Source organism: Burkholderia sp. Bp9015, assembly GCF_003853505.1.
In the GTDB taxonomy this organism is placed as follows: Bacteria; Pseudomonadota; Gammaproteobacteria; order Burkholderiales; family Burkholderiaceae; genus Burkholderia.
Map to the genome: position 1 here is coordinate 61,655 of NZ_QTPZ01000040.1, position 13,300 is coordinate 74,954.

Below are 13,300 nucleotides of genomic sequence, written 5' to 3' on the forward strand. Positions count from 1 at the left end.
GCCGCGGCGTGCGCCGACCGGTCCCGTCGCATGACCGTCGTATTCATCCGGCGCCGCCGCCTCACGCGCGCGGTGCCCTTTACAAGAAGCAAACAGGAAAACGCATGACCCAACCGAAGATTCATCCTCGACTCGAAAAGGCGCTGACGCGTGGCGATCTCGCGATCCGCCAGGCCAATTCCGCGCGGGCCACTGCCGTGCTGAACGCGCTCGGCACGATGATCATCGAAGCCTCCGCCACGATCGGCGTCGAGGCCAGCATCGAGATTCCGCAGGGCGACCGCATCTACGATCCGGTGAACGGCCTATGGCCGCAGAAGATGCTGGTGTCGTTCGACGGTCCGGTCGACGAAGCCGACGCGGAAGAACTGCGCGCGGTCTATCTGGTTGCCGACGATCCGGGTACGCAGTTCCGCGTCGAATGGCATCGCGCGGACGGCAAGCTCGGCCGCCACGAAGGCGGCCCGCTGGCGACCGTCGCATTCCTGACCGACGTCGAGATTCCGTGGAGCGACGACGACGAGTAACGCCGCCGCCGCTTCGTCGCAGCGAGCCGGCGCGCCGTGCGCGTCGGCCGTCAGCGCATCATGCGCCGCCGGAACAGCCACGCGGAGACGATGAATCCGCCGACCGCATAACCGGCGAGCACCGCGAGATGCAGGCCGGCGTCCGTCGCCGGCCGGCCGAGCATCGCGGGCCGGATCAGTTCGACCGCGTTGGCGAGCGGCAGCACGTGCGCGGCATGCTGCGCGATCGGCGGCAACTGCGTGATCGGGAAGAACACGCCCGACAGCAGCAGCATCGGCGTCAGCACGAGCGTCTGATAGAACATGAAGAAGTCGTAGGACGGCGCGAGCGCGGTGACGATCATCGCGGTGCTCGCGAACGCGAGGCCGGCGAGCACGATCACGGGTAGCGCCGCGAGCATCGACGGAAAGCGCGCATAGCCGAGCAGGCCCGCGACGAGCATGATCGCGACGCCCGACAACAGCGCCTTGCTCGCCGCCCAGACGATCTCCCCGAGCACGATGTCGCCCAGCGCGAGCGGCGTGTGCATGATCGCTTCCCAGGTGCGCTGCACGTGCATCCGCGAGAAGCCCGAATACATCGACTCGAAGCTCGCGGACATCATCACGCTCGAACCGACCGTGCCGGCCGCGAGGAACGCGATATACGACACGCCGTCGACGTGGCCGAGCATCAGGCCGAGCCCGAATCCCAGCCCGAACAGGTAGATCATCGGATCGGCGAGATTGCCGAACAGCGACGCGAGCGCGAGCTTGCGCCACACGAGGTAGTTGCGCCGCCACACGGCGATCCAGTTGGTGGCATTCGCGGGCAGCGCGACTGCGAAGCGTGATTCGCGTGGCGGTGCGGACGGCGCGGCGGCGGAATAGTTGCGTGCGTCCATGATCGATCAGTCCTGCATTTCGCGGCCCGTGAGCCGCAGGAACACGTCTTCCAGATTGGCCGGACGATGCAGATAGCGCAATCCCGTGCGACCCTTGAGCCGGGCGCTGAGCGGCTCGGGATCGCTCACGTAGCAGAACAGCGTCTCGCCGCTGATCTCGGTGCGTTTCGCGAACGGCGTCAGCTCGTCGCGCAGCGCGACCGGGTCCGGCCCGTAGATCTCGATCACGTCGCAGCCGATCTCCGATTCGATCAGCGCGTGCGGCGCGCCTTCGGCGATCTTGCGGCCTTCCTCGATCACGCACAGCCGGTCGCACAGGCGCTCGGCTTCCTCCATGAAATGCGTGGTGATCAGGATCGTCTTGCCGCGCGCGAGCAGCGAACGCAAGCGCTCCCACATCAGGTGCCGCGCCTGTGGATCGAGCCCCGTCGTCGGCTCGTCGAGCACCAGCACGTCCGGATCGTTGACGAGCGCGCGCGCAAGCGTCAGGCGGCGCTTCATCCCGCCCGACAGCTCGCCGACCTTCGCATCGGCCTTGTTCTCCAGTTTCGCGAATTCCAGCAGCGGCTGCACCAGCGCGCGTGAAGCCTGCGCCGACATCCCGAAATAGCGGCTGAACACGAGCAGGTTTTCGCGGACCGTGAAGTCGGGGTCGAGGTTGTCGAACTGCGGGACGACGCCGACGCGCTGGCGCGCATGCCGCGCGCGCGACGGAACCGGTTCGCCGCACAGTGAAATGGTGCCGGCGTCGGGATACACGAGGCCGAGCAGCATTTTCAGCGTCGTGGTCTTGCCGGCGCCGTTCGGCCCGAGCAGGCCGTAGCATTCGCCGGCCTGCACGTGGAAGGACAGGCCGTTGACGACGAGCTTGTCGCCATAGCGCTTTTCGACGTTCCGGAAATCGATCGGTGCAACGGACATGGGCAGGTTGTCGTTGTAGGCAGGCGCGGACGCGTTTCGCGGCCGGCCGGATGGGCATGCCGCTCGGCGAACGGATCGGGCGAATGCGTGTCACATGGGCATGACCGGGGCGAACGCACGTCGAGGACACGGACGGGCCATTCTAGTGCATCGGCTGCGTCTCTTCAGGGCGCGCACGCGCGCGACGGTGCATGCGCGCACGGATCGTGCACCGCATCATCGCCGACGCGCCCCGCGTGGCGAATCAGCGTTTTCCATCCCTTGCGTCCGGAATTGCGGCGCACCATGATGAGTGCATAGGGCACGTTGTCGCGATAGGGAGGTCTCATGGCTAGCTACAACAAGATTCTGCTGTGCTACGACGGCACGCTCGAAGGACGCAAGGCCTTGCGGTGCGGTGCGAATCTCGCGCTGGACCTGAAGGCGGAAACGCATTTGCTGTCGGTCGTCGACATGCGCTCGAGCATCGCGCAAAGCGCGGGGCTGCTGACCGACGTCGCCTGCGGCCGCTTCGAGGAAACCGCGCGCGAGATCCTGCAGGAAGGCGTGAACTGGCTGCGCGAGCGCGGCGTCCAGGCGGAAGGCCATTTTGCGTTCGGTTATCCGATCGACGAAATCGCGAATCTCGCGACCGAGTTGAAGGCCGACCTCGTCGTGGTCGGCCATCGGTGCCGCAGCGGATTGTCGAGATGGTGGATGGGGTCGGGCAATACGCAACTGCTCGATCGCGTGAACTGCAGCATTCTGGTCGCGTGTTCGTCGGCTGAAGAGCAAAAGGCCGAGATCGCGCGCGAACGCGAAGCGGCCACCGCGAGCGGCAAGTGACACAGTGAGATCGTGTGACCGGCCGGGTTGTCCTGCGATCCGCGCCGGTCGCTCGCCATTGCCGCCGCAGCGGCATCGATCCCGATCGCGACCGCTCACGCGTGCAGGTCGATCGCGGACAGCTTCCACGAAAACAGGCCAAAGCGGTGGAAGATCGCCGCATAGCGCGTGCCGTCGGCACTGCGCTGGTAGGTCACGACAAATTCATCGATATTCCGGTAGCCGGCGCTCGTTTGCTGCGGATGGCGCGTGTCGCCCGGGCCGGCTGGCGCGGATGCGGGGGCCGGCGCGGACGCGACCGAGGCATTGCTGCCCGGTACGGGGGTGCTCGCCGGATTGGCCGGCGGTGCGGCCGATGCGCTGCCAGGCGCACCGCCTGACGGCGGGCCCGACCATTCGGGTGGCCGCTCGCCCGGATTACCGCGCGGGGGAATGCCGCTCATCAGCGCCGCGACGCCTTCCGGCGTCGCATACGCATCGACGAGCGGGCCGATCAATGCAGAGCCGATCAGCGCGCCGATCACCGCGAACGGGTTGTCCTTCTTCACCGCGTCGATCCGGTGCATCAACTCTTCCGTGACCTGCTGCTTCAGGCTGATGCGCAGCGACGGAAAATCGACATATTCGCTGACCGATTGCGCATCGCGCGCATCGATCGCCGATTTCAGGCGACCGAGCGCGACATACGGCGATGCGTACGCATAGCCGATCGCCACCAAAACGGCGACGGCCAGCACGACGATCAGCAGGGGCTTGAGCCGCCACGCGCGGCCCGAAGATCCAGTCACGATGCCTCCGGTGCGGACAGGTTCCGCAATCAGAGACCGCCGTGCGTGGCCGATCGTTCCTCGTCGATGCAGCGATCGATCATCCGGCACACGGCATCGATCGTCCCGACCATGATCAGGCGCGACCGGCCGTGATAAACGCGCACGGGCGCACGGCGCGCCGGTTCCGCGTGGTGCAGGCCGGCGTTCAGCGAGACCCGTGCGAAGGCGGGAAGCGCTGAGGGCAGCAGCGACGCCTGCCGTTCAACTGCGACTTCTTGGCTCACCACGGGCGCCGCGGCGGACAGCGGCGCGCAGGGCGTGCGGCCGCGCAGGTGACGCAGGCGGCCGAATTGACGGAAAGGCAGCAAACGGGAAAGGCGTTCCATGATGTTCTCCTCAGCGAGACCGATTGTCAGAGTTCGCCCGAGCGGATCAGCCCGACGGCGATGCCTTCCAGCGCGAATTCCGCGCTGCCGGCCTTGACGAAGATGTTTTCGTAATCCGGGTTCTCCGCGATCAGCTCGAGGCCGCCTGGCCGGCGCATCAGGCGCTTGACCGTGACGTCGTCGCCAAGCCGCGCGACGATGATCTGGCCGTCCTTCGCTTCCGTGCGCTTCTGCACGGCGAGGAGGTCGCCGTCGAGAATGCCGGCGTCGCGCATCGACAGGCCGCGCACCTTCAGCAGGTAGTCGGGCTTGCTGGTGAACAGCGCGGGATCGCACGCGTAATGCTGCGAGATGTGCTCCTGCGCGAGGATCGGGCTACCGGCCGCCACCCGGCCGACGAGCGGCAGCGACAGTTGCATCAGGCCGGCATGCGGCAGCGTGAACTGATGGGGGGCGTCGTCGATGCCGAGCAGGCGGATGCCGCGCGACGCGCCGGCGGCCAGCTCGATCACCCCTTTGCGCGCCAGCGCACGGAGGTGTTCCTCGGCCGCATTCGGCGAGCTGAAGCCCAGCTCTGCCGCGATCTCGGCGCGTGTGGGCGGGAAACCGGAGCGCTCGATCGCGCGGCGGATCAAGTCGAACACTTGCTGCTGACGGGCGGTGAGTTTGGTCATGGCTGAACTGTATGGATAGACAGTGAGCTGTATTTTTATACAGTACTTCGCGAATTTCAAGTGTTACTTGAAGTTCGACGCGATCGCGCCGGTTCCGACGTGATTTCGCGACGCCCGGACGCCGGTTCATCTGCCTCAACCGTCCATCCCGTCTGCGTTAGCACTTTTGAGTATTAAAAAATAAGGAACGATTATTTTTAATCATGTAACCCGTTCGCTAGACTGGCCCGACATCGCAATACCGACAACACTGGAGAACCAAGGATGGCGAAGCGCAATACGGGGCTGGTGGGCGGAGTGGGCCGCCTGATCGCAACACTCGCGCTGGGCGCGGCGGCGGCGCTGGGCGTCGCGACGCATGCCCAGGCCGATACGACGTTCCTGAACGTGTCCTACGACCCGACGCGCGAGTTGTACCAGGACTTCAACCAGGCGTTCGGCAAGGCGTGGAAGGCGCAGACGGGCGAGACGGTCAACTTCAAGCAGTCGCACGGCGGCTCGGGCGCGCAGGCGCGCTCGGTGCTCGACGGCCTGCAGGCCGACGTCGTGACGCTGGCGCTCGCCTACGACATCGACGCGATCGCCAACAAGGGGCTCGTCAACAAGGACTGGCAGAAGCGCCTGCCCGACAACGCATCGCCGTACACGTCGACGATCGTGTTCCTGGTGCGCAAGGGCAACCCGAAAGGGATCAAGGACTGGGATGACCTGACCAAGCCGGGCATCTCGATCGTCACGCCGAACCCGAAGACGTCGGGCGGGGCGCGCTGGAACTACCTGGCCGCATGGGCATACGCGGTCCACAAGCCGGGCGGCAACGAGCAGAGCGCGAAGGAATTCGTGACGAAGCTCTACAAGAATGCGGGCGTGCTCGACTCGGGCGCGCGCGGTGCGACGACGAGCTTCGTGCAGCGCGGGATCGGCGACGTGCTGATCGCGTGGGAGAACGAGGCGTTCCTGTCGATCAAGGAATTCGGCACCGACAAGTTCGAGATCGTCGTGCCGTCGGTGAGCATCCTGGCCGAGCCGCCCGTTGCCGTGGTCGACAAGGTGGTCGACAAGAAGGGCACGCGCAAGCTGGCCGAGGCCTACCTGAATTTCCTGTACAGCCCGCAGGGCCAGGAAATCGCGGCGCGCAACTACTACCGTCCGCGTTCGAAGAACGTGCCGGCGGACCTGACGAAGCAGTTTCCGAAGCTGAAGCTGTACACGGTCGACGACACGTTCGGCGGCTGGACGAACGCGCAGAAGACGCATTTCGCGGACGGCGGCGTGTTCGACTCGATCTACAAGCCGCAGTAACACCAGGCAGCAGCAAACCACAACGACAGCGGCGCGCCACGACAGCGCGCCGCATCCCCGACGGCCCGCCGGCGCGACTCCCCGCGCCGGCGTTTGCGTCGGACCCGTGAGCAGCAACGACCCAGCAAGAGCATCCGATGACGACGTACACCTTTCGCAAGCCGAGCGCGCTGCCCGGTTTCGGCGTGACGCTCGGCATCACGGTGGCCTATTTGAGCCTCGTGGTGCTGATTCCGCTCGCCGCCACGTTCCTGAAGACCGCGACGCTGTCGTGGGACCAGTTCGTCACCGCCGTCGCGTCGCCGCGCGTACTCGCGTCGTACCGGCTGACGTTTGCCTCCGCGCTCGGCGGTGCGGTGATCAATGCCGTGTTCGGTTTTCTCGTCGCGTGGGTGCTGGTGCGCTACACGTTCCCGTTCAAGCGGCTCGTCGACGCGATCGTCGACCTGCCGTTCGCGCTGCCGACGTCGGTCGCCGGCATCTCGCTTGCCGCCGTCTACGCGACCAACGGCTGGGTGGGCCAGTATCTCGCGCCGTTCGGCATCAAGATCGCGTTCACGCCGGTCGGCGTGCTGGTGGCGCTGACCTTCATCGGGCTGCCGTTCGTCGTGCGCACCGTGCAGCCCGTGCTCGAGGATTTCGAGCGCGAGCAGGAAGAGGCCGCCGCGTGCCTCGGCGCAACGCGCTGGCTGACGTTCCGCCGCGTCGTGCTGCCGGCCGTGCTGCCCGCGCTGCTCACCGGCTTCGCACTGGCGTTCGCGCGCGCGCTCGGCGAGTACGGGTCGGTGATCTTCATCGCCGGCAACGTGCCGATGAAATCCGAGATCACGTCGCTGCTGATCATCACGAAGCTCGAGCAGTACGACTACGCGGGCGCGACCGCGCTGGCGGTCGTGATGCTGGTCGTGTCGTTCCTGATGCTGCTGCTCATCAACACGCTGCAGTGGTATCTGCAGCGCCGCACGAGCAAGGGCGCGAGCGGCCCCGCGCCCGCGACCGTCACCGTTGCCGCGACTGCCGCCGGAGGCCAGCAATGAGCCAGGAGTCCACCGCCGTGCTGAACAACCCGTCCGCCGCGCGCGTGCGCGCCGCGAAACAACCGGATCCCGTCAGCGAGCCGCGCGCCGTGCGCTGGCTGCTGATCGGCGTCGCGCTGGCGTTCCTCGCGTTCTTCCTCGTCGTGCCGCTCGCCGCGGTGTTTTTTGAGGCGCTGCGCAAGGGCGTCGGCTTCTATCTCGAATCGCTCGCGGATCCCGACGCATGGTCGGCGATCAAGCTGACGCTGACCGTCGCGGTGATCGCGGTGCCGCTGAACCTCGTGTTCGGCGTGTGCGCGTCGTGGGCGATCGCGAAGTTCGAATTCCGCGGCAAGGCTTTACTGACGACGCTGATCGACCTGCCGTTCTCCGTGTCGCCAGTGATCTCGGGCCTCGTCTACGTGCTGCTGTTCGGTGCGCAGGGCTGGCTCGGGCCGTGGCTGCAGGGCCACGACGTGCAGATCATCTTCGCGGTGCCGGGCATCGTGCTCGCGACGATCTTCGTCACGTTCCCGTTCGTCGCGCGTGAACTGATCCCGCTGATGCAGGCGCAGGGCACCGACGAGGAGGAGGCCGCGCGCGTGCTGGGCGCATCGGGCTGGCAGATCTTCCGGCGCGTGACGCTGCCGAACGTGAAGTGGGGCCTGCTGTACGGCGTGATCCTGTGCAATGCGCGCGCGATGGGCGAGTTCGGCGCGGTGTCGGTCGTGTCCGGCCACATCCGCGGCGTGACCGACACGATGCCGCTGCACGTCGAGATCCTGTACAACGAATACAACTTCGCGGCGGCGTTCGCGGTGGCGTCGGTGCTGGCGCTGCTCGCGCTCGTCACGCTCGCGCTGAAGCTGCTCGCCGAGCGTCACCTCGCCGCCGAACTGGCCGGCGCACGCGATGACGTTCCCGCTCATGCCGGCCCCGCCGCCGCCATTTCGTCGAAATCGTAAAGAGGCAACCAGAATGGGTATCACCGTCCGTCACCTTCAGAAGCGCTTCGGCGATTTCACCGCGCTCGACAACGTGTCGCTCGACTTTCCGCCGGGCGAGCTCGTCGCACTGCTCGGGCCGTCCGGTTGCGGCAAGACCACGCTGCTGCGCGTGATCGCGGGCCTCGAGCACGCGGACGCCGGCCAGGTCGTGCTGCAAGGGCTCGACGTCGCGTCGGTCGGCGCGCGCGAGCGCCAGGTCGGTTTCGTGTTCCAGCATTACGCGCTGTTCCGCCACATGACCGTGTTCGAGAACGTCGCGTTCGGGCTGCGCGTGAAGCCGCGCCGCGAGCGGCCGTCGGAAGCCGTGATCCGCGAGAAAGTGCACGAACTGCTGAAGCTCGTGCAGCTCGACTGGCTTGCGCAGCGCTACCCGTCCGAGCTGTCGGGCGGCCAGCGTCAGCGGATCGCGCTGGCCCGCGCGCTCGCGGTCGAGCCGAAGGTGCTGCTGCTCGACGAGCCGTTCGGCGCGCTCGACGCGAAGGTGCGCAAGGAACTGCGCGGCTGGCTGCGGCGCCTGCACGACGACCTGCACATCTCGACGATCTTCGTCACGCACGACCAGGAGGAGGCGCTGGAAGTGGCCGACCGGATCGTCGTGCTGAACCGCGGTCATGTGGAGCAGGTCGGCAGCCCGCAGGACGTCTACGATCATCCGCAAAGCGCGTTCGTCTACGAATTCCTCGGTGCGGCGAACCGGTTGCCGGGCACGGTCGCCGGGCGCGGCTTCGTGGCCGAGGGGGCGGCCGCGCCGATCGCGGTCGACGCCGATTTCGCGGGTCCCGCGAACGCATACGTGCGGCCGCACGACCTGCAGCTGTGGCCGGCCGGCGACGACCATCGCGACGGCATCGCGGTCGACGTGCGCCGCGTGATCCCGCTCGGCGGCTCGGTGCGGGTCGAACTCGAGGCGCGCACGGGCGGCGCACTCGAAGCGGAACTCGATCGCGACGCGTGGCGTGCGCTCGCGCTGCAGGTGGGCGACGGCGCGACGGCCGTGCCGCGCGCGGTCCGCGTGTTTCCCGCGCACTGACGTCCGGCCGCGGTAAAGAGAAGAGGGCGGATACCGCTCCGAATCGACATTCAAACAACGACAGCCTAAGAGGCATACCCATGAATTTTCAGCAATTGCGTTTCGTGCGCGAGGCCGTGCGCCAGAACATGAACCTGACGGAAGTCGCGAACGTGCTGTACACGTCGCAGTCGGGCGTGTCGAAGCAGATCAAGGATCTCGAGGATGAACTGGGCGTCGATATCTTCATCCGGCGCGGCAAGCGGCTCACGGGGCTCACGGAGCCCGGCAAGGCCGTGCATCAGCTGATCGAGCGGATGCTGCTGGATGCGGAAAACCTGCGCCGCGTCGCGCGCCAGTTCGCGGACCAGGACAGCGGCCACCTCGTCGTCGCGACGACGCACACGCAGGCGCGCTACGCGCTGCCGAAGGTGATCCGCCAGTTCACCGAGGTGTTTCCGAAGGTGCATCTCGCGCTGCGCCAGGGCAGCCCGCAGCAGATCGCGCAGATGATCCTGAACGGCGAAGCCGATCTCGGCATCTCGACCGAGGCGCTCGATCGCTATCCGGACATCGTCACGTTCCCGTGCTATTCGTGGCACCACACGGTCGTCGTGCCGAAGGGGCATCCGCTCGTCGGTCGCGAGAACCTGACGCTCGACGAAATCGCCGAGTACCCGATCATCACGTATGACCAGGACTTCACGGGCCGCTCGCACATCGACCAGGCATTCGCGCAGGCCGGCGCCGTGCCCGACGTCGTGCTGACTGCAATCGACGCGGACGTGATCAAGACCTACGTCGAGCTCGGGATGGGGATCGGCGTCGTCGCGGCAATGGCCTTCGATCCGCAGCGCGACACCGGGCTCGTCGCGCTCGACACGCAGCACCTGTTCGAGGCGAGCACGACGCGGGTCGGGTTGCGCAAGGGCGCATTCCTGCGCGCGTATGCGTACCGGCTGATCGAGATGTTCGCGCCGCATCTTAACGAAGCGGAAATCGCCGGGCTGCTGCGCGAAGCGGTCTGACGGCGGGACGATGTTCCGGGGGCGCGGCAGGCGCCCTTCGGACGCGTTGCATCGGGCGCCGATGCTGCATCCGCCATTTCAGGGCGTGCCGACGCGTCGGTCCTTCGATCGAAGCTGTCGCTCACAAGCCGGGTTGCCGTGAGCGGCGGCCGTCAACTAATCGCCGGTCAACAGAAAAACAAGAGGGCGCATGCGCGTGCCTCGCTTCGATCATGTAACGCGCCGCAATCGGCGCGTGCAACCGCGCGCTCCGAATAAACCCTTAAATATTGATCAGACGGGTTGCGCGTCGAACCGAAACGGTACAGCATAGCTTCCACTCCGCCGGCGTCCCGCCGGCGGTGGCGCGTCACGACAGCACGCGCCAGGCAGTCGGCCGTCTGCCTCGCTTCCATTCCGTGGTACCGACAAGCAGCATCGATGGCCGATGCCCGGGAAGTGTAGCGCAAACGTTTGCTCTCATTAAAACAACAGTCAAACAATAATCTGGCCCGTCGGGCCAGTCGCCAGGAGATGTGTATGAATGTCCTCTTTCGCCGTCGCTTCCTGACCGCCGCACTTGCCGCCGTCGCGGTTGCTGCCGCACCGGCCGTCCATGCGCAGGCCGCGGCCAAGCCGAAGGTCGCGCTCGTGATGAAGTCGCTCGCCAACGAGTTCTTCCTGACGATGGAAAACGGCGCGAAGGAATACCAGAAGCACAACGCCGGCCAGTTCGACCTGATCACGAACGGCATCAAGGACGAGACCGACACCGCGAACCAGATCCGCATCGTCGAGCAGATGATCGTGTCGAAGGTCGATGCGATCGTGCTCGCGCCGGCCGATTCGAAGGCGCTCGTGCCCGTCGTGAAGAAGGCGGTCGACGCGGGCATCACCGTCGTGAACATCGACAACCGGCTCGACCCGGACGTGCTCAAGTCGAAGAACCTGAACGTGCCGTTCGTCGGCCCCGACAACCGCAAGGGCGCGCGCAAGATCGGCGACTACCTCGCGAAGCGGCTGAAGGCGGGCGACCAGGTCGGCATCCTCGAAGGCGTGTCGACGACGACCAACGCGCAGCAGCGCACGGCCGGCTTCGAGGACGCGATGAAGGCGGGCGGGATGAAGGTCGTGTCGGTGCAGTCGGGCGAATGGGAGATCGACAAGGGCAATGCGGTCGCGTCCGCGATGCTCAACGAATACCCGAACCTGCGCGCGTTGCTGTGCGGCAACGACAACATGGCGATCGGCGCCGTGTCGGCCGTGCGCGCGGCGGGCAAGCAGGGCAAGGTGTTCGTGGTCGGCTACGACAACATCAATGCGATCAGGCCGATGCTGAAGGACGGCCGCGTGCTCGCGACCGCCGACCAGTACGCGGCGAAGCAGGCCGTGTTCGGCATCGACACGGCGCTCAAGGCGATCGCCGAGCATCGCAAGCAGGCCGACATGTCCGGCGTGGTCGAGACGCCGGTGGATCTCGTGACGAAGTAACGCCGCCCCGTCGCGGCCGCCGGCCTCAAGAAGCGGGCCCGGCGGCCGTTATACGGAGTGAGCGCGATCACGGCCACTGCATGCACATGCACTTGTGAGCGTCACACCCGCGCGCCGCGTGCGCGCGGCCGCAACCAGGATCGCGATGGAACCGACCTTCCAACCCTCCCGTTCAGCCGTTCCCGTGCTGTCCGTCTCCGGTGTGGGCAAGACCTACGCCGAACCGGTGCTCGCCGACGTCACGTTGACGCTCGTGCCGGGTGAAGCGCTCGCGCTGACGGGCGAGAACGGCGCCGGCAAGAGCACGCTGTCGAAGATCATCGGCGGCCTCGTCGACCCGACCGCCGGCACGATGCAACTCGGCGGCCAGGCCTACGCGCCGGCGAGCCGCACGCAGGCCGAGGCGCTCGGCGTGCGCATGGTGATGCAGGAGCTGAACCTGCTGCCGACGCTGACGGTCGCCGAGAACCTGTTCCTGAACCGTCTGCCGCGGCGCTTCGGCATCATCGATCGCGCGCGGCTGCGCGACGATGCGCGTGCCGCGATGGCGCAGGTCGGGCTCGACGCGGTCGATCCCGATACGCCGGTCGGCGCACTCGGCATCGGCCACCAGCAGATGGTCGAGATCGCGCGCAACCTGATCGGCGACTGCCGTGTGCTGATCCTCGACGAACCGACCGCGATGCTGACCGCGCGCGAGGTCGAACTGCTGTTCGAGCAGATCGACCGGCTGAAGGCGCGCGGCGTGGCGATCGTCTACATCTCGCACCGGCTCGAGGAACTCGCGCGGGTCGCCGAGCGTGTCGCGGTGCTGCGCGACGGCCGGCTCGTGCACGTCGGCGACATGGCCGCGACGACGTCCGACGGGCTCGTCACGCTGATGGTCGGGCGCGAGGTCGGCGAGCACATCGACCTCGGCGCGCGCCGCATCGGCGCGCCGCGCCTCGTCGTGTCGGGCATGACGCGCGGCACGGCCGTGCAGGACGTGTCGCTCGAAGTGCGCTCGGGCGAAATCTTCGGCATCTCGGGGCTGATCGGTGCCGGGCGCACCGAATTGCTGCGGCTGATCTACGGCGCGGACACGCCGGACGCCGGGATGATCGCGGTCGGCGATCCGCTGAAGCCGGCGCGCATCGGCTCGCCCGTCGACGCGGTGAAGCACGGCATCGCGCTGATCACCGAGGACCGCAAGGGCGAAGGGCTGCTGCTGTCGCAGTCGGTCACGTCGAACGTGTCGCTCGGCCAGCTCGACCGGCTCGCGCGCGGCGGCATCGTCGATACGGCGCGCGAGACGGCGCTCGCCGAGCAGCAGATCGACGCGCTGCGGATCCGCACCCACGGCGCCGCGCAGGCGGTCGGCGAACTGTCGGGCGGCAACCAGCAGAAGGTCGTGATCGGCCGCTGGCTCGCGCGCGACATGGGCGTGCTGCTGTTCGACGAACCGACCCGCGGGATCGACGTCGGCGCCAAATTCGAGATCT

General features: G+C 67.0%; 15 protein-coding genes. 9 read left to right on the plus strand and 6 right to left on the minus strand.

Features of this window, described 5'->3' with window-relative positions; all coding sequences use genetic code 11:
• The first annotated feature begins 104 nt into the window (after positions 1-104).
• The gene (locus tag DIE12_RS31545) at positions 105-527 is read left to right on the plus strand and encodes a hypothetical protein (protein WP_044843615.1); all 423 of its coding nucleotides are present in this window, start codon (positions 105-107) and stop codon (positions 525-527) included.
• Positions 528-577: 50 nt separating this feature from the next.
• On the opposite strand, the gene DIE12_RS31550 is transcribed toward DIE12_RS31545, so the two are convergent.
• The 3 genes from DIE12_RS31550 to DIE12_RS38270 form a co-directional block, all read right to left on the minus strand.
• The gene (locus DIE12_RS31550) at positions 578-1,411 is read right to left on the minus strand and encodes an ABC transporter permease (RefSeq protein WP_044843614.1); all 834 of its coding nucleotides are present in this window, start codon (positions 1,409-1,411) and stop codon (positions 578-580) included.
• A gap of 6 nt (positions 1,412-1,417) precedes the next feature.
• Positions 1,418-2,332: a nodulation factor ABC transporter ATP-binding protein NodI gene (gene nodI / locus DIE12_RS31555; RefSeq protein WP_044843613.1), complete on the minus strand. Its 915-nt coding sequence runs from the start codon at positions 2,330-2,332 to the stop codon at positions 1,418-1,420.
• A 164-nt stretch (positions 2,333-2,496) separates the two neighbouring features.
• Complete coding sequence (locus tag DIE12_RS38270) at positions 2,497-2,661, minus strand: hypothetical protein (protein WP_185500322.1); 165 nt, start codon at positions 2,659-2,661, stop codon at positions 2,497-2,499.
• Between DIE12_RS38270 and DIE12_RS31560 the strand changes: the two genes are divergently transcribed.
• Positions 2,660-3,157: a universal stress protein gene (locus DIE12_RS31560; RefSeq protein ID WP_044843612.1), complete on the plus strand. Its 498-nt coding sequence runs from the start codon at positions 2,660-2,662 to the stop codon at positions 3,155-3,157. The genes DIE12_RS38270 and DIE12_RS31560 overlap by 2 nt on opposite strands.
• A 95-nt stretch (positions 3,158-3,252) precedes the next feature.
• Here DIE12_RS31560 and DIE12_RS31565 read toward each other — a convergent pair whose 3' ends face one another.
• Genes DIE12_RS31565 through lexA form a run of 3 tightly spaced genes read right to left on the minus strand, consistent with a single transcriptional unit; the run spans position 3,253 to position 4,987 of the window.
• Positions 3,253-3,945 (minus strand): DUF2939 domain-containing protein, encoded by a 693-nt coding sequence (locus tag DIE12_RS31565; protein WP_124485541.1) that lies wholly within the window; start codon positions 3,943-3,945, stop codon positions 3,253-3,255.
• 29 nt (positions 3,946-3,974) lie between these two features.
• The gene (locus DIE12_RS31570) at positions 3,975-4,313 is read right to left on the minus strand and encodes a hypothetical protein (protein ID WP_044843610.1); all 339 of its coding nucleotides are present in this window, start codon (positions 4,311-4,313) and stop codon (positions 3,975-3,977) included.
• A 26-nt stretch (positions 4,314-4,339) separates the two neighbouring features.
• Complete coding sequence (gene lexA / locus DIE12_RS31575; protein ID WP_006754655.1) at positions 4,340-4,987, minus strand: transcriptional repressor LexA; 648 nt, start codon at positions 4,985-4,987, stop codon at positions 4,340-4,342.
• Positions 4,988-5,251: 264 nt separating this feature from the next.
• Between lexA and DIE12_RS31585 the strand changes: the two genes are divergently transcribed.
• From DIE12_RS31585 to DIE12_RS31615, 7 genes are all read left to right on the plus strand, one after another.
• A complete protein-coding gene (locus DIE12_RS31585; RefSeq protein ID WP_124485540.1) occupies positions 5,252-6,289 on the plus strand; it encodes a sulfate ABC transporter substrate-binding protein in 1,038 nt (345 codons plus the stop codon).
• A gap of 137 nt (positions 6,290-6,426) precedes the next feature.
• Positions 6,427-7,326 carry a sulfate ABC transporter permease subunit CysT gene (gene cysT / locus DIE12_RS31590; protein WP_044843608.1) on the plus strand — a complete coding sequence of 300 codons (900 nt, stop codon included), beginning with the start codon at positions 6,427-6,429 and terminating at the stop codon, positions 7,324-7,326.
• Positions 7,323-8,270 (plus strand): sulfate ABC transporter permease subunit CysW, encoded by a 948-nt coding sequence (gene cysW, locus DIE12_RS31595; RefSeq protein ID WP_044843607.1) that lies wholly within the window; start codon positions 7,323-7,325, stop codon positions 8,268-8,270. Before cysT ends, cysW begins: the two co-directional genes overlap by 4 nt.
• Positions 8,271-8,283: 13 nt before the next feature.
• The gene (locus DIE12_RS31600) at positions 8,284-9,342 is read left to right on the plus strand and encodes a sulfate/molybdate ABC transporter ATP-binding protein (protein WP_044843606.1); all 1,059 of its coding nucleotides are present in this window, start codon (positions 8,284-8,286) and stop codon (positions 9,340-9,342) included.
• A gap of 80 nt (positions 9,343-9,422) precedes the next feature.
• Positions 9,423-10,349, plus strand: coding sequence for a CysB family HTH-type transcriptional regulator (locus DIE12_RS31605; RefSeq protein ID WP_044843605.1), 927 nt, complete (start codon positions 9,423-9,425; stop codon positions 10,347-10,349).
• A gap of 519 nt (positions 10,350-10,868) precedes the next feature.
• Positions 10,869-11,819: a sugar ABC transporter substrate-binding protein gene (locus DIE12_RS31610; protein WP_044843604.1), complete on the plus strand. Its 951-nt coding sequence runs from the start codon at positions 10,869-10,871 to the stop codon at positions 11,817-11,819.
• A 145-nt stretch (positions 11,820-11,964) separates the two neighbouring features.
• A partial coding sequence (locus DIE12_RS31615; RefSeq protein ID WP_148092726.1) for a sugar ABC transporter ATP-binding protein occupies positions 11,965-13,300 on the plus strand: 1,336 nt, incomplete at its 3' end.

Bases quoted from the DNA above. Each gene is read 5' to 3' on its own strand.
- DIE12_RS31545 (WP_044843615.1), top strand. From the start codon at position 105: ATGACCCAACCGAAGATTCATCCTCGACTCGAAAAGGCGCTGACGCGT.
- DIE12_RS31570 (WP_044843610.1), bottom strand. From the start codon at position 4,313: ATGGAACGCCTTTCCCGTTTGCTGCCTTTCCGTCAATTCGGCCGCCTG.
- lexA (WP_006754655.1), bottom strand. From the start codon at position 4,987: ATGACCAAACTCACCGCCCGTCAGCAGCAAGTGTTCGACTTGATCCGC.
- DIE12_RS31560 (WP_044843612.1), top strand. From the start codon at position 2,660: ATGGCTAGCTACAACAAGATTCTGCTGTGCTACGACGGCACGCTCGAA.
- DIE12_RS31605 (WP_044843605.1), top strand. From the start codon at position 9,423: ATGAATTTTCAGCAATTGCGTTTCGTGCGCGAGGCCGTGCGCCAGAAC.
- DIE12_RS31610 (WP_044843604.1), top strand. From the start codon at position 10,869: ATGAATGTCCTCTTTCGCCGTCGCTTCCTGACCGCCGCACTTGCCGCC.
- DIE12_RS31585 (WP_124485540.1), top strand. From the start codon at position 5,252: ATGGCGAAGCGCAATACGGGGCTGGTGGGCGGAGTGGGCCGCCTGATC.
- nodI (WP_044843613.1), bottom strand. From the start codon at position 2,332: ATGTCCGTTGCACCGATCGATTTCCGGAACGTCGAAAAGCGCTATGGC.
- cysT (WP_044843608.1), top strand. From the start codon at position 6,427: ATGACGACGTACACCTTTCGCAAGCCGAGCGCGCTGCCCGGTTTCGGC.
- DIE12_RS38270 (WP_185500322.1), bottom strand. From the start codon at position 2,661: ATGAGACCTCCCTATCGCGACAACGTGCCCTATGCACTCATCATGGTG.
- DIE12_RS31600 (WP_044843606.1), top strand. From the start codon at position 8,284: ATGGGTATCACCGTCCGTCACCTTCAGAAGCGCTTCGGCGATTTCACC.
- DIE12_RS31550 (WP_044843614.1), bottom strand. From the start codon at position 1,411: ATGGACGCACGCAACTATTCCGCCGCCGCGCCGTCCGCACCGCCACGC.
- cysW (WP_044843607.1), top strand. From the start codon at position 7,323: ATGAGCCAGGAGTCCACCGCCGTGCTGAACAACCCGTCCGCCGCGCGC.